The organism is Blattabacterium cuenoti, from assembly GCF_014251315.1.
Taxonomy (GTDB): domain Bacteria; phylum Bacteroidota; class Bacteroidia; order Flavobacteriales; family Blattabacteriaceae; genus Blattabacterium; species Blattabacterium cuenoti_AJ.
Genome location: NZ_CP059185.1, coordinates 354,454 through 373,278, shown reverse-complemented (window position 1 = coordinate 373,278; position 18,825 = coordinate 354,454). Strand labels below are relative to the sequence as shown.

The following is an 18,825-nucleotide window of genomic DNA, read 5'->3' as shown; positions in this document are numbered from 1 at the left end:
TAAGACTATTTTGAAATTTGTATGTGATATTCCTTATCTTCTAATAAGAATAAAGTTTTTCTAAAAAAAATTAATTCTTTATTGTTTGGTTCATATATTTGATTTCCATTTTCATCATAGAAACAAAATAACAAATATTTTCCTTTTTTTATGTGTAGAATTTGATATTTATTACTTTTATAATCTATAAAAGCAATAAAATCCGGTTTTTTTTCAATGTTATATTTATTTGTTTCATTATATTCATATAATCCTATAATTGTATTTTTTTTATTTTTAAATTCAAGAAAATTTTTTATATTTCCTTTAATATGGGTTGTATTTATATTTTTACCAGTAGAAAAAATATATTTAAAAAAATATAAAACATTTCCTTCTTTATTATCTTTTATACAGTTATTGAACTGAATACTATAAGTCGTATTTTTTTTTAAAGATTTTATAAATCGAATACTAATATATTTTTTAGGAAAATTTACAGGATGAATAATCACATATTTTCGTATATAAAAAGGATTCATAATTATATGATTGTGATCATATATATTATCTAATATAATATTTTCATCAAAAAATATTTTTATTTCTTTTAAACTGATTTGAACATAAGTAGAAAAATTATTAGGAATAGAATATATAAAACGTGGAGGGTACATATCTATATTTCCTCCAGTGAGTGGTTTATAATTTGCGCAAGAAATTAAAATTGAAAAAGAAAAGAAAACAAAAAATATTTTCAATATCTAATTGTGTTTAATTTTTTAATATATTTTTCCAAAGCCATAGCCATAGAAGGAAATTCTGGTGTAGGAACTTTTATATCAATTTTTAATCCTGCTTTATAAGCGGCGTCTAAAGTATTTTTTCCGAAAGTAGCAATTTTGATATTATTCTGATCAAAGTTAGGAAAATTATCAAACAAAGATTTGATTTCTGCTGGATTAAAAAAAACTAAAATATCATAATATATATGCTTTAAATCAGATAAATCACTAGAATTTGTTTTATATAAAATAGCTCTTCTCCAAAAAATATTTTGTCTATTTAACATATCTGGAATTTCTGTTTTTAATATGTCAGAAGAAGGTAAAAGAAATTTATCTTTGGAATATTTTTTGACATAAGGAAGTAAATCTTTAAATGATTTATTTCCAATATGAATTTTTCTTTTTCTATAGACAATATATTTTTGCAAATAATAAGCTATAGTTTTTGTTTGGCATACATATCTCATTGAGATAGGAACTTTAAAACGCATAGACTTTGCTAATCTAAAATAATGATCTACAGATTTTTTACTAATAAAAAGAACTACGGTAAAATCAGAGAAATTGATTTTTTGTCTTCTTACATCACTGGATGATGCTCCTTTTACTTCTATAAAAGATCTAAAATCAATATTTACGTTTTTATTTTTGCTAAGTTTTATATATGGAGTATTATTACCAGTGCTAAGAGGTTGTGAAATAAGAATATTATTTATCCTTTTTTTTATATGCATATATGCAACAGAATTTCTTAATTTTTAATGCCAAAAATATTTAAAATAAAATTTCTTAGAGGCACAGAGCGGAATCGAACCGCTATAAAAGGTTTTGCAGACCTCTGCCTTTCCACTCGGCCACAGTGCCATTAACTATTATCTAAAATCACACATACTCTATCTATTATATTTCCTTGTAATGGTGGATTTTCTTTGCAAATTTTCACTTTTGTATATTTAATCAAAGGTTTTTTGTATTTTTTTATCCTTTGAATTATTCTTTGTGCTAAATGTTCAATCAATTTAGAATTGATCTTCATTTCTTCTTTAACAATGTAATACAAATCTACATAATTAATAGTTTTGGATAAATCATCACTAACAGATGCTTGATAAAAATCAAATTCAACTTCTAAAGTTATCGTATAGTGAGACCCAACATATTCTTCTTCCGGCATACATCCATGAAATCCAAATAGTTTAATATTTTCTAGTACAATTTTTCCCATGAAAAAAGTATTATTTTTTCATATTTTTTTTGTAATTTTCTTCCACTTTTATCCAATTCACGATATTCCAAAAAGAAGAAATATAATCTAAACGACGATTTTGATATTGTAGATAGTAAGCATGTTCCCATACATCTAATCCCAATATGGGGATTCCTTCACAACCCATTCCATACATAAGAGGATTATCTTGATTTATTGTGGAACAAATACTTAATTTTTCTTTTTTTACGCATAACCAAATCCATCCAGAGCCAAAATGATTAGCTGCTACTTTTGAAAAATTCTCTTTAAAAGAATCAAAAGAATTAAAATTTTCTTTAAAAATTTCATTTAAATATGGACTTGGATGAGTATATTCTGTGTTGGGTGTTAATATTTCCCAAAATAAATTATGATTATAAAAGCCTCCACTATTATTTCGTATTATTGGAGATTCCATATGAGTTCTTTTCAAAATTTCTTTTATGGAAAGATTAATCATATTTGTATTTAAAATAGCTTGATTTAGATTGTTAGTATAAGCAGCATGATGTTTATTATAATGGATATCCATAGTTTTTCTATCTATGTAAGGTTCAAAATCTTTATATGAATAAGGCAATTTTGGAAGTTTAAATGACATAGTTATTTTTTTTTAATTTTATATGTTTTTTGTTTGAAAACAAATATAATTAAAAACCTTGGGATTTATATATTATATTTATATTATTGTATTACTGCACTTATTCCAGGAAGTGTTTGAGTTTTTAAGCTATCTAACATAGCTCCTCCTCCTGTTGATAAATAACTGATTTTTTGATCACATTTTTCCATTTTTAATGAAGCAATAGAGTCTCCTCCTCCTACTAAAGAAAATGCTCCTTTTTCAGTTGTATTTGCAACAGATTTTGCTATTGATCTAGTTCCATAAGAAAAATTTGAGAACTCGAAAACACCTACAGGTCCATTCCATAAAATGGTTTCAGATTTTTCTATAATCTTACAAAAATTTTTTATGGAGAAAGGACCTATATCTAACCCCATCCATCCGTTTGGAATAGAATGAATAGGAGAAATTTTAGTGTTGGCTTCATTTTTAAATGAATCAGCTATTATTACATCTTTTGGAAGATGTATGATATTATTTTTATTTTTATGGAAAATTTTTTTTAATGTATTTTCAATTGATTGATTTTTTTCAATCATGGAATCTCCTATCATTCCTCCTTTCATTTTTATAAAAGGATAAGACATTGCACCTCCTATCAAAATATAATCTGCAAAATTAATAATATTTTCAATAATTTTTATCTTAGAAGATATTTTTGCTCCCCCTAATAAAATAGTAATAGGTCTTTTTCCTTTTCCATATGAAAATTTATCTATGAACTGTATTTCTTTTTTCATGAGAAAACCAATACATTTTTTTTTTCCAAAAAATTTCGGAAGAATAGTAATAGAACTGTGAAAACGATGTGAAACTCCAAACGCATCATTAACATAAATATCTCCTAACTTCGATAATTCATAAGCAAAATTTTCATTTTCTTCTTCTTCTTCTTTGTAGAAACGTAGATTTTCCAATAATAAAATTTCACCGTTTTTTAATTCATTAACTTTTTTTCTTACAGTTTCACCCACACAGTGTTCGTGAAAATTTACAGTGACTTTTAATTGTTTAGACAAATAATGAACTAAGAATTTTAAAGAATAAATTTTAGAAGAAATTCCTTTGGGTCTACCAAAATGAGAAATAAGAACAATTTTTCCTTTTTCATAAAGAATTTTTTGAATGGTAGGAATGCTATATCGAATACGTGTATCATCTGTTATTTCATAAGATTTATTAATAGGAACGTTAAAATCAACTCTTATTAGAGCCGTTTGATTTTCAAAATTAAAATCGTTAATAGTTTTGATCTTCTTTGTCATTATCAATTATCATATTATATATATAAATAAATATAAAAATATAAATTAAAAACTAAAACAATTGAAAATAAAATATTTTTTGTAAAATTTTTAATGTATATTTGTTATTTCTTTACTTTTTTTTTAAAAAATGTAATGCTAATAGCAATAGGTTCTGATCATACAGGAGTACATTATAAATATGCAATAAATAATTTTTTAATTGAAAAAGGATATAAAATCAAAGATTTTGGTTTTTCTGAATATGGAAAAAAAGTTGATTATCCGGATTTTATTCATCCTACAGCGGAATTTGTAAATAAAGGAAAAGCTGATTTTGGTATAATCATATGTGGAAGCGGAAATGGAGCAGCAATGACGGCCAATAAATATAGAAAAATTCGTGCAGCTTTGGTGTGGAAAAAAGAAATTGCAGTTTTGGCGAGAAAGCATAATAATGCTAATATTATTAGTTTACCAGCACGTTATCTCATAAAAGAGAATGAAATTATAGAAATTGTGAGAATTTTTTTAGAAACAAGTTTTGAAGGAGGAAGACATAAAATAAGAACAGAAAAAATATCAAAAATCCTCAGTAGCTCAGTTGGTTAGAGCACCTGACTGTTAATCAGGGTGTCGCTGGTTCGAATCCAGCCTGAGGAGTCAATTGGGGTGTAGCTCAGATTGGTTAGAATATACGTCTAGTGAACGTGTGGTCGGTGGTTCAAATTCAATCGACCCGATTTTCATTTTCCATAAATAAAATTGGAAACTATTTGAATCGCTTTTTTTTTTGTTTGAGATAAATTAATATTCAATAATACAAAATCAAATAAAGTAGCATAACTGTTTTCTTCTTTAGCTTTATTTAAACGAATATTTATGTTTGTATTATTTTTATCTAAATTTTTATAACATCTTGTGAGAAGTCTTTCTTTTAAAAGATTTATAGAATTTACCATTATAAATATGGATAAAGAATTATTTGGATATTGTTTTTTCAAATTTAATCCTCCTTTCACATCTATATCAAATAAGATATGTTGATTAGATTTCCAAATTTTGGAAATTTCTTTTTTCAAAGTTCCATAAAATAATTTAGGATAAACCTCTTCCCATTCTGCAAATTGGGATTTTTTTATTTTAGAAATAAAAGAACTAACAGGTAAAAAGTAATAATCTTTTCCATGTTTTTCATCATCCCGAATTAACCTCGTAGTACATGATATAGAAAATTTTAATTCCGGAAATTTTGAAAGTAAACAATGCGAAATCGTAGTTTTTCCAGATCCAGAAGGACCTGACAAAATAATCATTTTTCCTTTTTTCATTATTTTATCTAACTTTGTTTTATTATAACATCATGGAAAATTAAGTTTTTATAAAAATTCATATGAAATGAAATTAGGAATAATAGGTGTAACAGGTATGGTAGGTCGTGTAATGATTGATATTTTAGAAAAAAAAAATTTTCCATTAAAAGAGTTGTATCTTTCCGCTTCCAACAAATCTATAGGAAAGGAATTTTTTTTTAAAAAAAAAATATATAAAATTATTAGTATATATGATTTATTTTTAAAAAAACCTAATATTGTTTTATTTTCAGCAGGGTCTGACATATCGAAAGAATGGGCCCCAAAATTTTCAAAAATAGGATCTATAGTTATAGATAATTCTTCTGCATGGAGAATGGATCCAAACAAAAAACTAGTTGTTCCTGAAATCAATGCTTCTTGTTTATGTAAACAAGATAAAATCATTGCCAATCCAAATTGTTCTACAATACAATTAGTTATGGTATTATTCCCATTACATGTAGAATATAAAATTAACAGAGTTATTGTTTCTACTTATCAATCTGTAACAGGAACTGGAAAAAAAGCTTTGGATCAGTTATATAAAGAAAAAGATGGAAATTTTTCTTGTAGAGTGTATCCACATCCTATTTATCAAAATGTTTTACCTCATTGTGATCATTTTACAGATAAAGAATATACGATAGAAGAAATGAAATTAATAAATGAAACAAAAAAAATAATAAATGATGATAATATAGCAATAACAGCTACAGCTGTGCGTGTCCCTGTTATAGGAGGACATTCAGAAAGTGTTAATATAACATTTACAAAAAAACCTAGTATAGATCGTATATATGAAATCTTATTGAAAACAAAAGGAATAATAGTTCAAGATAAGCCAAAAGAAAACATTTATCCAATGCCATTATATGCTCATGGAAAAGATGAAGTCTTTGTAGGAAGAATACGAGAAGATTTTTCGTTTAAAAATTCTATAAATATTTGGATAGTGGCAGATAATCTTCGTAAGGGTGCGGCAACCAATGCTATTCAAATTGCAGAATATTTAATAGAAAATAAATATGTTTAATTATTTTTCATTATTTTTTTCTATAATGATAGTATACTCTCCTAATATTTTTTTTATATTTTGATAATATAAAATCATTTTTTCTATATTTCCTCTTGAGATATTTTGAAAATATTTAGATATTTCTTTGCATATAACAATATTTCTTTTGTATCCAAAAAAATATTTCATATCGTTTAATGTTTGTAATAATCTGTAAGGTGATTCATATAATATAATGGTTCTATTTTCTTTAGATAAATTTTCTAATTTTATTTTTCTTTTTTTTTTGGGTAAAAAACCAATAAAAATAAATTCATTAGTAGATATTCCAGAACAAACTAATGCTGGAACAAAAGCTGTAGGACCAGGCAAACATTCTATGGAAATAGAGGCTTTAATACAAGATCTTATAAGTAAAAAACCAGGATCAGATATACTTGGAGTTCCTGCGTTAGATATTAATGCTAATTTTTTTCCTTTTTTAATTTCTTTGATGAGAGAGGGGATTATTTTATGTTCATTATAAATATGATATTTATTTATATTAGTTTTAATATTATAAAAATCCAATAATTTTCTGGAAGTTTTATAACTTTCTACTAAAATCAAATCTACTTCTTTCAAAATACGTAAACTTCTGAAAGTAAAATCTTCTAAATTTCCTATAGGAGTAGGGACAATATATAACATACTAAAATTTAAAATGTTCAAAATTATCTGAAAAAAGATAGAGTAAATCTATTTTTGTAAAAATAAAAATTCATAACTTTTGCTATGAAGTTTACGAGAAATTTTTACAATAATTATTACAGTTTTATTAAAAATTTTAATAGTTCTAAAATATCTAGATCTAGATTATGTAAAATATTTTTTTTTAAAAAATTGAAAATTTCATCACCAAGTCAAATAGTTATTCGTGTGATAATAATTAAGTTAATGCATTAAAAAAATTAATTAATGCTGATGAAATTAATAATAATGAGAGGTAAACAATATATATTTAGAAGCCGTTTAGTATCTGGAGATATTATATTTAAATATGATTTGAATGGTTTTTTAAGAGAAGTTATTTTTCCTGAAAAACTTTCTTTATCACATTATATATGGATAGGTAAATATTTACCTTATAATGAGTCTATTATAAATAAAATGAAAAATGCTAGAGCGTCTTTTTCTATAGAAGAAATTCCTACGGATTTATCTTTTAACCGTTTTTGGATGGATTATAAATATAAAGTAGGAAAAAAAAGAATGGCTGAAAATATTTGGAATCGTATGTCTTTATCTGATAGAGTCAAAGCTTTATCTTATATTCCTAAATATTTAGATCACATTAGACGTACAGGTCATGATCAAGCGTATCCAACAACTTATTTAAATCAAAGATATTTTGATAGTTGATAATTAGATAATTATTCAATTTATTTTATTCCGGTTTTCAATTATTATATTAATAACTCGTTCTAAATTTAACAAATTGTTGAAAAATATTTTTTCATCAATTGGAATTGATTTATTGTTATATTTTATATAAATATTGTATTTGTTTATTTTTAATAAAACTTCTTTTTTTTCAAAAAACCCCAATGATTTAGGTAGTTCTAGAATTTTCAAAGCTTCTGAAAGAGAAATTGTTTCTATTTTTTGTCTATTTAATAAAGGAGAGAATTTAGGTTTCTCTTTTTTATTAAATTCTCCCATTTGAACAATAGGACCATATCTCGCAATTTTTGCAAAAATTTTTTTATTAGATATTGGATCTTTTCCAAGAAAACGTTCTTTATGAATTTTATCAACATTGTTTTTAACATATTGTATTTTTTTATGAAATTCATCATAAAAGTTTTCAATAGTTTTGATCCAAGATTGTTTTCCTTTAGCTATGATATCAAAATTTTTTTCCAAATTTGCAGTAAAATCATAATTTATTATTTCACGAAAATTTTTCTTTAAAAAATCAGTAGTTAAAATTCCCATTTCTGTGGGGAAAAATTTATTTTTTTCCATTTCAGTAATTTGATCATTTTTCTTAATAATTAAATTTTCTTTTAAAATAAAAGTTTCACGGATTTCTATTTTTTTTGAAATTTTTTGTATATTAACATAATTTCTTTTTTGAATAGTGGATATTATAGGAACATAAGTGGAAGGTCTTCCTATTCCTAATTTTTCCAATTTTTGAACTAAACTAGCTTCATTGTATCTATATAGACGATTTTTAACAATTTGTTTAGCTGTAATTTCTTTTTTTTCTAAAATATAACCTTCTTTTAAAATATCAATATCAGATTTTTCTTTTTTTCCTTTATTTGATATTATCATAAATCCATCAAATAATATTGTTTTTTTTGTACAAATAAAAAAATTTTTAAAATGAGAAGATTGAATATAAACATCTTTTTTTTCAAAAATAGCATCTGTCATTTGTCCTATAATTGTTCGTTCCCATATGAGTTTATAAAGACGTTTTTGAAACATATCTAAAGACTCTAAATAATTTTCATTAAAATTAATAATTGTAGGATGAATTGCTTCGTGAGCTTCTTGAGAAAATTTTTTTGCTTTTTTAGAAAAATTTTTTATAGACAAATATTTTTTTCCATATGAAGAAAGCACATAATTTTTGATTTCTAATAATATACTTTTTGATAAATTTGTACTATCTGTTCGTATATATGTAATAAATCCTTTTTCATATAATTTTTGAGCTAATAACATTGTTTGAGATATAGAATAGTTTAATTTGTTACAAGCTTCTTGTTGTAAAGAAGAAGTAGTAAACGGGGCTGGAGGACATTTTTTTTCTTTTTTTACAGTAATATTTTTTACAGTAAAAATACTGTTAACACATAATGTTAAAATATTTTTCATATTTTTTTTATCCTCTATTTTTTTTTCTAATTTAGCATTGAAAATTATTTTATGTTCAAGATTAGTAAAAACTCCGTGTATTTGATAAATTAAAAAAGGAATAAAATTTTGAATTTTTTTTTCTTGTTCTACTATGAGTCTTACTGCTACAGATTGAACTCTTCCTGCAGAAAGACCTGTATTTATTTTTCTCCATAAAATAGGAGATAATTGAAAACCGACTAACCGATCTATTATCCGTCTAGTTTGTTGAGCATAAACTAAATTATAATCAATTGATCTTGGATTTTCTATAGCATTATAAATTGCTTTTTTTGTAATTTCATGAAATACGATTCTTCTGTATTTTTTATCAGGAATGTTAAATGTCTTATAAATTTGATATGCTATGGCTTCACCTTCTCTATCCTCATCAGAAGCTAACCAAATGATTTCGTAATTTTTTATTAATATTTTAAGATTTTGAACAATTTTTTTTTTTTGGATAAAATTACATAGTCAGGTTCAAAATTTTTTTTAATTTTAACTCCTATTTTTTTTTCCGGTAGATCTATAATATGTCCATAACTAGATACTACATGATAATCTTTTCCAAGAAATATTTGTATTGTATGAGCTTTAGTAGGTGATTCTACAATGACTAAGTTTTTTTTCATATAATTAATTCTTGAATTTATTGATTTCTTTCTACAATAAAATTTACCATCATTTTTAACGCTTTTTTGATTGTTCCTTCTGGATATTTTTCCAAAATTTTTAATGCATTATTACGGAATTTAATCATTTTTTGAGTAGCATATTCTAATCCTTTATATTTTTTTACATAATCAATTATTTTACATCTTTTTTCTTCATCATAATTTTTGATATAATTCAATATATTTTTTTGATCCTTTTCAGAAGCTTTTTGAAGGGTATGAATAAGTGGAAGTGTTATTTTTTTATCTTTTAAATCTATTCCGACAGGTTTTCCTATTACGTGTTTATTTTTTTCTTCATAATCAAATAAATCATCTTTGATTTGAAAAGCTATTCCCGTAAAAATTCCAAACTCTCTCATTTTTAAAGCAGTTTTTTCATCTGTATTAACTGAACGTGCTCCTGCTTCACAAGAAGCCGCAATTAAACTTGCTGTTTTATGATAAATAATTTGATTGTAAATCCTTTCAGAAATATCTAAATTTTTAGATTTTTCCATTTGTAACAATTCACCTTCACTCATATTTTTTATTGTTTTGCAGACAATTTTTAGTAAATCATAATAATTATTGTTTGTTGCAATTAAAAGACTTTTAGAAAGTAAATAATCTCCAATTAAAACAGCTATTTTGTTTTTCCATATAGCATTAATAGACGAGGAACCACGACGAAGTAAACTGTTATCTACTACATCATCATGTACTAGTGTTGCCGTATGTATTAATTCAATTAAACAAGCAGTATGATATGTTTTTTTTTGTATTGTTCCTAACATTTTAGCTATTAAAAAAACAAATATAGGACGAATTAGTTTTCCTTTTCTATGAGTAATATAATGAGTAATTTGATTTATAAGAGGAACGTTACTTTTAATTACATCTGTAAATTGCTTTTCAAATTCTCTTATTTCTTTCTTTATAGTAATTTTTATTTTTTCTAAGATAATTTTCATAATATCATAATGACATATGATTTTTTTTATAATATTAACATAGCATCTCCGTAAGAATAAAATCTATATTTTTCTTTTATTGCTATTTGATATGCTTTCATTGTTAAATCAAAACCTGCAAAAGCAACTGTCATCATAAGTAATGTAGATTTAGGCATATGAAAATTTGTAATCATAGAATTAGCTATACTAAAATTATAAGGAGGAAAAATAAATTTATTAGTCCATCCATGAAATGGATTTAAATTTTTATTAGAAGAAACAGAGCTTTCTATAGCTCTCATAGAAGAGGTCCCAACTGCACAAATTCGTTTTTTTTTTTGTATAGAGAGATTTATGATTTTACATGCATTTTCATTTATAGAACATTTTTCGGAATCCATTTTATGTTTTGATATATCTTCTACTTCCACTGGAAGAAAACTTCCTAACCCTAAGTGTAGGGTGATTTCTGCAAGATTGATCCCTTTTATTTCTAATTTTTTTAATAAATGTTTTGAAAAATGCAATCCTGCTGTAGGTGCAGCTACAGACCCTTCTTTTCTTGCATATACAGTTTGATAACGTTTTTCATCGTTTTTTTCTGGTTTCCTATTAATGTATTTAGGTAAAGGAGTTCTCCCTAATTCTTTTATTTTTTTTATAAGTTCTTCATGATTTCCATTAAAATTAAGTTGTAAAATTCTTCCTCTAGAAGTTGTGTTGTCTATAACTTCTCCTGTTAATCCAAATCCAAAATTTAATTTATTTCCTACTCTAACTTTTCTTGCAGGATCGACTAAGACATCCCATGTTCTATCTTTTGGATCTAGTTCTCTAAGTAAAAAAACTTCTATTTTAGCATCTGTTTTTTCTTTATTTCCAAATAATCTTGCTGGAAATACTTTGGTATTATTGAGGATAAGGGTATCTCCTTCTTCAAAATATTCATATAAATTTTTAAATAATTTATGTTCTATTTTTTGATTTTTTCTATGAATAATCATTAATTTAGATTCATCTCTTTCTTGAACAGGAAATTCAGCGATAAGGTTTGTAGGATAAATAAAATCGAAATCTGAAGTTCTCATATCTAATGAATTAGAAAATTTGTGACATTATCTATTCCATAAAATTAGATTATTTTTTTTTTAACAAAAAAAATATATATATATTTTTAATATGGAAGTATGAAGTAAAAAACTTTTTTTTTTTGAAAAAAAAATGTATAATTGTGTATTTGAAGAAATAATGTTTATATTTTTATTGTTCTTTAATATATTATTCAAGAAATTTAAAGAAATAAGCTTCTAGACCTGAGATTTCAGGATTTTTTGATAAGGTTTTGCGTATTTGATATTAATTTTTTTTTACAACGGAGAGTTTGATCCTGGCTCAGGATGAACGCTAGCGGCGGGCTTAACACATGCAAGTCGAGGGGCAGCATGAAATCTGTATAGATTTTGATGGCGACCGGCGTACGGGTGCGTAACACGTACGTAACCTACCTTTTGCTAGAAAATAGCCTGAGGAAACTTGGATTAATGTTCTATAGCATAATAAAATCGCATGATTTTATTATTAAAGCAGAAATGCGGCAAAAGATGGGCGTGCGCCCGATTAGTTAGTTGGTGAGGTAAAGGCTTACCAAGACAATGATCGGTAGGGGGCCTGAGAGGGTGATCCCCCACACTGGTACTGAGACACGGACCAGACTCCTACGGGAGGCAGCAGTGAGGAATATTGGTCAATGGAGGAAACTCTGAACCAGCCACGCCGCGTGCAGGAAGAATGCCTTACGGGTTGTAAACTGCTTTTGTTTAGGAATAAAAATTCTTACGCGATAAGAATTGTGAATGTACTATACGAATAAGTGTCGGCAAACTCCGTGCCAGCAGCCGCGGTAATACGGAGGACACAAGCGTTATCCGGATTTATTGGGTTTAAAGGGTGCGTAGGCGGTTTATTAAGTCAGTAGTGAAATATTGCAGCTTAACTGTTAAAATGGCTATTGATACTGATAGACTTGAGTGAGATTGGAGTAGCTGGAATGTGTGGTGTAGCGGTGAAATGCATAGATATCACACAGAACACCGATCGCGAAAGCAGGTTACTAAGTCTATACTGACGCTGAGGCACGAAAGCGTGGGGAGCAAACAGGATTAGATACCCTGGTAGTCCACGCCGTAAACGATGATCACTAGTTGTTGGATTATATTTTTCAGTGACTAAGCGAAAGTGATAAGTGATCCACCTGGGGAGTACGGTCGCAAGGCTGAAACTCAAAGGAATTGACGGGGGCCCGCACAAGCGGTGGAGCATGTGGTTTAATTCGATGATACGCGAGGAACCTTACCAAGGTTTAAATGTACTACGAATAAATTAGAAATAGTTTAGTCTTCGGACGGAGTACAAGATGCTGCATGGTTGTCGTCAGCTCGTGCCGTGAGGTGTTGGGTTAAGTCCCTCAACGAGCGCAACCCTCATTGTTAGTTGCCAGCGAATAATGTCGGGGACTCTAACAAGACTGCCGACGTAAGTCGAGAGGAAGGTGGGGATGACGTCAAATCATCACGGCTCTTATACCTTGGGCTACACACGTGCTACAATGGTCGGTACAAAGGGTTGCTACTGGGCGATCAGAAGCTAATCTCTAAAAGCCGATCTCAGTTCGGATTGGAGTCTGCAACTCGACTCTATGAAGTTGGAATCGCTAGTAATCGCATATCAGCCATGATGCGGTGAATACGTTCCCGGGCCTTGTACACACCGCCCGTCAAGCCATGGAAGTCGGGGGTACCTGAAATCGGTGACCATAAAAGGAGCTGCTTAAGGTAAAATCGATAACTGGGGCTAAGTCGTAACAAGGTAGCCGTACCGGAAGGTGCGGCTGGAACATCTCTTTTTTAGAGTATTTTTCTTATTAAAAAAATCTAGTAAAAATTGGGCTAGGAGCTTTTTTTAAAAAAAATAGTTAATAAGTGGAGATTGATTATAATCAGTCTCGTAGCTCAGATGGTTAGAGCGCTACACTGATAATGTAGAGGTCCGCGGTTCAATTCCGCGCGAGACTATTATATATATTTTATTTACTTATTTATTTTTATATAGTAATAGTAGGGGGAATTAGCTCAGTTGGCTAGAGCGCCTGCTTTGCACGCAGGAGGTAATCGGTTCGACTCCGATATTCTCCATTTTTCTTGACTTTAGTAAAGTTCTTTGACATACATAATATACAATGAATGATGAAATTACAAAAAGCTAATAAAGGGCGTATGGTGGATGCCTTGGCTCTGAGAGGCGAAGAAGGACGTGATAAGCTGCGATAAGCTGCGGGGATTGGCACATACGAATTGATCCGCAGATTTCCGAATGGGGAAACCTATCATGTGAATTAATAATATGATATTACTTTTTTTAGTAAAGCGAACCTAGAGAACTGAAACATCTAAGTATCTAGAGGAAAAGAAAACAATAGTGATTCTGTTAGTAGTGGCGAGCGAAAGCGGAATAGCCCAAACCATTATAGTCTAGGCTATAGTGGGGTTGTAGGTCTACAATAAAAAGACTATTTTTCTATAGCAGAATGATTTGGAAAAATCAATCATAGAAGGTGATAATCCTGTATGCGAAATGGAAAAATTACATAAGTAGGAAACCTGATTAGGACGGGACACGGGAAATCTTGTCTGAATTTGCCGGGACCATCCGGTAAGGCTAAATACTACTCAGAGACCGATAGTGAACTAGTACCGTGAGGGAAAGGTGAAAAGTACTTCGAATAGAAGGGTGAAATAGATCCTGAAACCATACGCTTACAAGCTGTCGGAGCTTCTTCGTGAAGTGACGTCGTGCCTTTTGCATAATGAACCTACGAGTTAATTTTTTCGGCAAGGTTAAGTAGTTCAGCTATGGAGCCGTAGCGAAAGCAAGTCTGAATAGGGCGTATAGTCGGAAGGATTAGACGCGAAACCGAGTGATCTATCCATGAGCAGGTTGAAGCTGTGGTAACACATAGTGGAGGACCGAACCGGTTGACGTTGAAAAGTCTTCGGATGACTTGTGGATAGGGGTGAAAGGCCAATCAAACTCGGAGATAGCTCGTACTCCCCGAAATGCATTTAGGTGCAGCATCGTGTGAAATAATACAGAGGTAGAGCTACTGATTGGATGAAGGGGTTTCACCACCTACTTATTCCTGACAAACTCCGAATGCTGTTATTATGTTTCACGGTAGTGAGGGCATGGGTGCTAAGGTCCATGTCCAAGAGGGAAACAACCCAGACCATCAGTTAAGGCCCCCAAGTATATATTAAGTTGAATAAACGAAGTTCAGTTGCTGAGACAGCTAGGATGTTAGCTTGGAAGCAGCTATTCATTTAAAGAGTGCGTAACAGCTCACTAGTCGAGTGACTGGGCATGGATAATAATCGGGCATAAAATATATCGCCGAAACTATGGGATTGATTATATTTATATAATTAATCGGTAGGGGAGCATTGTAATGGCATAGAAGCCATGTCGTAAGGTGTGGTGGAGCTTTTACAAAAGAAAATGTAGGTATAAGTAACGATAATACGGGCGAGAAACCCGTACACCGAAAAACTAAGGATTCCTCAGCCATGTTAATCAGCTGAGGGTTAGTCGGTCCCTAAGATGAAATCGAAAGGTGTAATTGATGGAAAACCGGTTAATATTCCGGTACTTGCTTTTATTGCGATGGGGGGACGGAGTAATGAAACTGTCGCGTACGAACGGATGTGTACGTTGAAGTAGTTAGGTATAAAATATATTGGAAAATCCGTGTATTTTGCTCATCTACAATAGTACCACAAGCTTTCGGGCGAGTGGATAGTACAGGTAAGAACTTCCAAGAAAAGCCTCTAAGCTTCAGATAAAAGCAACCCGTACCAAAACCGACACAGGTAGTTGAGGAGAGAATCCTAAGGTGCTCGAGTGATTCACGGCTAAGGAACTAGGCAAAATGAACCTGTAACTTCGGGAGAAAGGTAGCCTTTTTTAATTTTTAATTAAGAAAGGCCGCAGCGAAGAGATCCAGGCGACTGTTTATCAAAAACATAGGACTCTGCTAAATTGAAAAATGATGTATAGGGTCTGACACCTGCCCAGTACTGGAAGGTTAAAGAAAAGGGTTAGCTTCGGCAAAGCTTTTAACTGAAGCCCCAGTAAACGGCGGCCGTAACTATAACGGTCCTAAGGTAGCGAAATTCCTTGTCGGGTAAGTTCCGACCTGCACGAATGGTGTAACGATCTGGAAACTGTCTCGGCCGTGAGCTCGGTGAAATTGTAATATCGGTGAAGATGCCGATTACTCGCAATGGGACGAAAAGACCCTGTGAACCTTTACTATAGCTTCGTATTGGTTTTGATTAAAAAATGTGTAGAATAGGTGGGAAACTTTGAAACGTTGTCGCTAGGCAGTGTGGAGTTGTCCTTGAAATACCACCCTTTTTTTAATTGAAATCTAACTCAATCAAAAAAATTGAGGACATTGCGTGGTGGGTAGTTTGACTGGGGTGGTCGCCTCCAAAAAGGTAACGGAGGCTTCCAAAGGTACCCTCAACACGTTTGGTAATCGTGTGTAGAGTATAATGGCATAAGGGTGCTTGACTGTGAGACTTACAAGTCGATCAGGTACGAAAGTAGGGCATAGTGATCCGGTGGTTCCGTGTGGAAGGGCCATCGCTCAAAGGATAAAAGGTACTCCGGGGATAACAGGCTAGTCTCCCCCAAGAGCTCACATCGACGGGGAGGTTCGGCACCTCGATGTCGGCTCGTCACATCCTGGGGCTGAAGAAGGTCCCAAGGGTTGGGCTGTTCGCCCATTAAAGTGGCACGCGAGCTGGGTTCAGAACGTCGTGAGACAGTTCGGTCTCTATCTATTGCGAGCGTTAGAAGCTTGAGTGGACCTGATTCTAGTACGAGAGGACCGAATTGGACGAACCTCTGGTGTATCAGTTGTATCGCCAGGTGCATCGCTGAGTAGCTATGTTCGGAAGAGATAAGCACTGAAAGCATATAAGTGCGAAACTCACCACAAGATTAGGCTTCTTTTAAGGGTCGTTGAAGATGACAACGTTGATAGGCTACAAGTGTAAAGATAGTAATATCATAGCTGAGTAGTACTAATTACCCGTAAGCTTTTTAATTTATCATGAAAAGTATATTATGTTATGTCTTTTTTAGCATTATTATAATTATTTGGGTGGTTATAGCAATGTGGGCCCACCTCTTCCCATTCCGAACAGAGAAGTGAAACACATTAGCGCTGATGGTACTGGTTAATTCCGGGAGAGTAAGTCGCCGCCCTTGTTTTTTTTTAATTATATTAATTACAACAAACTTTTAGAATACAAATCTCGATTACCGGTATCTGCGCGCAGAATACTTTCACTTCTATAATAATAAAGACTTTTCAAACCTATTTTCCAAGCTTCAAGATGTACTTTATTTATATATTTAGCTGGAGTATTTTGATGAAAAGAAAGATTTATACTTTGTCCTTGATCAATATATTTTTGTCGGATGCTAGCTTGTTTAATTAATTCTAATTGATTAATTTCTTTAAAACATCTAAAAACATTTTTTTGTTCTTCACTAAGAGCAGTTAATCCAAGACAAGATCCTTTTTCATTAGCTATTTGTTCCCAAACTTCTGGAATGTTATATCCATTTTTTATGAGTATTTTTTCCAAATAAGGATTTTTACGAATATGCATTCCTTTTGAATCATCATCTACATATATGTTTGCAGCTAAAGGTTCTACACCTTGAGAAAGACCTCCAGCTAATTTAGCAGAACTCCTATTAGGAGCCATAGCCATTAAAGTTAAATTTCTCCTTCCTGTTCCTATGTTCCATTCAGATTCTCCATATTCTTTAGCCAAATATTTAGTAGCTTTTTGAGATTCTAATTGTATATTACTAAATATATTGTGCGTTAACATTTCAGATTTAACAGATATAAAAGGAATCATATTAGATTGTAAATACGAATGCCAACCTAAGGTTCCTAGACCTAAAGCTCTACTTTTTTCTGCAAAACGAACGGCATCTTCTATCCCCCGTATATGTTTTCCTTTATCAATAAACTCTTGCATAACTGCATCAAGAAATAAAATGGCATAAAAAACAGTATTTGTATTTTTCCATTCTACATATTTATATAAATTCAAAGAAGAGAGACAGCATACAAGTGTATGATTTTCATCTGTTGGTAACATAATTTCTGAACATAGATTGCTATGATGTATTTTTAATCCGTGTTTTTTCCAATGTTCTGGAATATTTTTATTAGCATTTTCTTTAAAAAAAAGATAGGGTTCTCCAGTTTTAACACGTTCTTTAAGAGTATCAATCCACATAGCTCGTTCTTTTCCATTTTTTTTTAATACCTTTTCCATAAAAGAATTAGAAATTATTACTCCTTGATGAACATTATGACACTGACGATTAATATCTCCTTTGGGTTCTCTTATTTTTAGGAATTCCGTATATTCTTTATGTTCTATATTCAAATAAATAGCCACAGCGCCTCTACGCGTTCTACCTTGTTTGCTAGCTACTATAGCACTATCATATGATTTAATAAAGGGAATAATTCCGTCGGAAGTTCCTAATGTTCCATTTTTAATAGAACTACCTACAGGTCTAACTAAACTAAAATCATAAGATGTCCCTCCACCATGTTTACTAAGTATAGCCATTTCTAAATTTTTTCTATATATTTCGTACATACTATCCCCAATTCTTCCAGAGAAACAACTAATAGGTAAACCTTTTTCTGTTCCAAGATTCACCATAACTGGAGTAGAAGGAATTAGCCAACCTTTCCAAAAAATATTAAAAAATTCTCCTTCCATTTTCGGTTTTTTTAAAATTCTTGCAGCATTTTTCGACAATCTTTTATATGCCTCAAAAGGAGTTTCTCCATCCAACAAGTATCCCCCTTTAATTGTAGTTAAATATAATTCATTATTAGCCCAAACAGGAAAATCTTTTCCTACTTTCCATCCTTCTTTTTCTGCAATAGGGTGTGTTTCCATTTA

Annotated in this window: 15 protein-coding genes, 4 tRNA genes and 3 rRNA genes; 9 read left to right on the top strand and 13 right to left on the bottom strand. The window is 30.1% G+C overall.

Annotated features, from left to right (window positions below; all coding sequences use genetic code 11):
* Positions 1–5 precede the first annotated feature (5 nt).
* From H0H74_RS01755 to H0H74_RS01730, 6 genes are all read right to left on the bottom strand, one after another.
* The gene (locus H0H74_RS01755; protein ID WP_185848998.1) at positions 6–740 is read right to left on the bottom strand and encodes an Ig-like domain-containing protein; all 735 of its coding nucleotides are present in this window, start codon (positions 738–740) and stop codon (positions 6–8) included.
* Positions 737–1,501 (bottom strand): uroporphyrinogen-III synthase, encoded by a 765-nt coding sequence (locus H0H74_RS01750; protein WP_185848997.1) that lies wholly within the window; start codon positions 1,499–1,501, stop codon positions 737–739. The genes H0H74_RS01755 and H0H74_RS01750 overlap by 4 nt, the downstream gene beginning before the upstream one ends.
* Positions 1,502–1,560: 59 nt before the next feature.
* A tRNA-Cys gene (locus H0H74_RS01745) sits at positions 1,561–1,631 on the bottom strand.
* A gap of 1 nt (position 1,632) precedes the next feature.
* Positions 1,633–1,992: a dihydroneopterin aldolase gene (gene folB, locus H0H74_RS01740; RefSeq protein ID WP_185848996.1), complete on the bottom strand. Its 360-nt coding sequence runs from the start codon at positions 1,990–1,992 to the stop codon at positions 1,633–1,635.
* A 10-nt stretch (positions 1,993–2,002) separates the two neighbouring features.
* The gene (locus tag H0H74_RS01735; protein ID WP_185848995.1) at positions 2,003–2,617 is read right to left on the bottom strand and encodes a superoxide dismutase; all 615 of its coding nucleotides are present in this window, start codon (positions 2,615–2,617) and stop codon (positions 2,003–2,005) included.
* 83 nt (positions 2,618–2,700) lie between these two features.
* Entirely contained in the window at positions 2,701–3,906 is a 1,206-nt protein-coding gene (locus H0H74_RS01730; protein WP_185848994.1) for a phosphoglycerate kinase, read from the bottom strand.
* A 135-nt stretch (positions 3,907–4,041) separates the two neighbouring features.
* Between H0H74_RS01730 and H0H74_RS01725 the strand changes: the two genes are divergently transcribed.
* Both H0H74_RS01725 and H0H74_RS01720 read left to right on the top strand, forming a co-directional pair.
* The gene (locus H0H74_RS01725; RefSeq protein ID WP_185848993.1) at positions 4,042–4,497 is read left to right on the top strand and encodes an RpiB/LacA/LacB family sugar-phosphate isomerase; all 456 of its coding nucleotides are present in this window, start codon (positions 4,042–4,044) and stop codon (positions 4,495–4,497) included.
* Positions 4,475–4,548 (top strand) — tRNA-Asn (locus tag H0H74_RS01720). Before H0H74_RS01725 ends, H0H74_RS01720 begins: the two co-directional genes overlap by 23 nt.
* Positions 4,549–4,631: 83 nt before the next feature.
* Here the strand turns inward: H0H74_RS01720 and gmk are convergent.
* The gene (gene gmk, locus H0H74_RS01715) at positions 4,632–5,216 is read right to left on the bottom strand and encodes a guanylate kinase (RefSeq protein ID WP_185848992.1); all 585 of its coding nucleotides are present in this window, start codon (positions 5,214–5,216) and stop codon (positions 4,632–4,634) included.
* A gap of 67 nt (positions 5,217–5,283) precedes the next feature.
* On the opposite strand from gmk, the gene H0H74_RS01710 reads away from it, so the two are divergent.
* Positions 5,284–6,273, top strand: coding sequence for an aspartate-semialdehyde dehydrogenase (locus H0H74_RS01710; RefSeq protein WP_185848991.1), 990 nt, complete (start codon positions 5,284–5,286; stop codon positions 6,271–6,273).
* Here H0H74_RS01710 and rsmI read toward each other — a convergent pair whose 3' ends face one another.
* Positions 6,274–6,945 (bottom strand): 16S rRNA (cytidine(1402)-2'-O)-methyltransferase, encoded by a 672-nt coding sequence (gene rsmI, locus H0H74_RS01705; RefSeq protein ID WP_185848990.1) that lies wholly within the window; start codon positions 6,943–6,945, stop codon positions 6,274–6,276. It lies immediately after the preceding gene.
* 288 nt (positions 6,946–7,233) lie between these two features.
* On the opposite strand from rsmI, the gene H0H74_RS01700 reads away from it, so the two are divergent.
* A complete protein-coding gene (locus tag H0H74_RS01700; protein WP_185849506.1) occupies positions 7,234–7,656 on the top strand; it encodes a hypothetical protein in 423 nt (140 codons plus the stop codon).
* Between the two features lie 15 nt (positions 7,657–7,671).
* Here the strand turns inward: H0H74_RS01700 and H0H74_RS03175 are convergent, their stop codons facing one another.
* From H0H74_RS03175 to queA, 4 genes are read right to left on the bottom strand one after another with little or no spacing between them, the layout of a single operon-like run.
* Entirely contained in the window at positions 7,672–9,555 is a 1,884-nt protein-coding gene (locus H0H74_RS03175; RefSeq protein ID WP_394798662.1) for a type IA DNA topoisomerase, read from the bottom strand.
* Between the two features lie 17 nt (positions 9,556–9,572).
* Positions 9,573–9,782 carry a toprim domain-containing protein gene (locus H0H74_RS03170; RefSeq protein WP_394798655.1) on the bottom strand — a complete coding sequence of 70 codons (210 nt, stop codon included), beginning with the start codon at positions 9,780–9,782 and terminating at the stop codon, positions 9,573–9,575.
* 17 nt (positions 9,783–9,799) lie between these two features.
* Positions 9,800–10,777 (bottom strand): polyprenyl synthetase family protein, encoded by a 978-nt coding sequence (locus tag H0H74_RS01690; RefSeq protein ID WP_185848989.1) that lies wholly within the window; start codon positions 10,775–10,777, stop codon positions 9,800–9,802.
* Positions 10,778–10,803: 26 nt separating this feature from the next.
* Positions 10,804–11,847: a tRNA preQ1(34) S-adenosylmethionine ribosyltransferase-isomerase QueA gene (queA, locus tag H0H74_RS01685; RefSeq protein ID WP_185848988.1), complete on the bottom strand. Its 1,044-nt coding sequence runs from the start codon at positions 11,845–11,847 to the stop codon at positions 10,804–10,806.
* 281 nt (positions 11,848–12,128) lie between these two features.
* Between queA and H0H74_RS01680 the strand changes: the two genes are divergently transcribed.
* The 5 genes from H0H74_RS01680 (at position 12,129) to rrf (ending at position 17,089) form a co-directional block, all read left to right on the top strand.
* Positions 12,129–13,662: ribosomal RNA gene (locus H0H74_RS01680) — 16S ribosomal RNA — on the top strand.
* Between the two features lie 94 nt (positions 13,663–13,756).
* Positions 13,757–13,830: transfer RNA gene (locus H0H74_RS01675), tRNA-Ile, on the top strand.
* Positions 13,831–13,876: 46 nt separating this feature from the next.
* Positions 13,877–13,950 (top strand) — tRNA-Ala (locus H0H74_RS01670).
* Positions 13,951–14,010: 60 nt separating this feature from the next.
* Positions 14,011–16,926: ribosomal RNA gene (locus H0H74_RS01665) — 23S ribosomal RNA — on the top strand.
* A 52-nt stretch (positions 16,927–16,978) separates the two neighbouring features.
* Positions 16,979–17,089, top strand: a 5S ribosomal RNA gene (gene rrf / locus H0H74_RS01660).
* Together the 16S, 23S and 5S rRNA genes with 2 tRNA genes alongside form the textbook arrangement of a ribosomal RNA operon.
* A 20-nt stretch (positions 17,090–17,109) precedes the next feature.
* On the opposite strand, the gene H0H74_RS01655 is transcribed toward rrf, so the two are convergent.
* Positions 17,110–18,822, bottom strand: a complete 1,713-nt coding sequence (locus H0H74_RS01655) for a ribonucleoside-diphosphate reductase subunit alpha (protein ID WP_185848987.1) — start codon at positions 18,820–18,822, stop codon at positions 17,110–17,112.
* Positions 18,823–18,825: the final 3 nt, after the last annotated feature.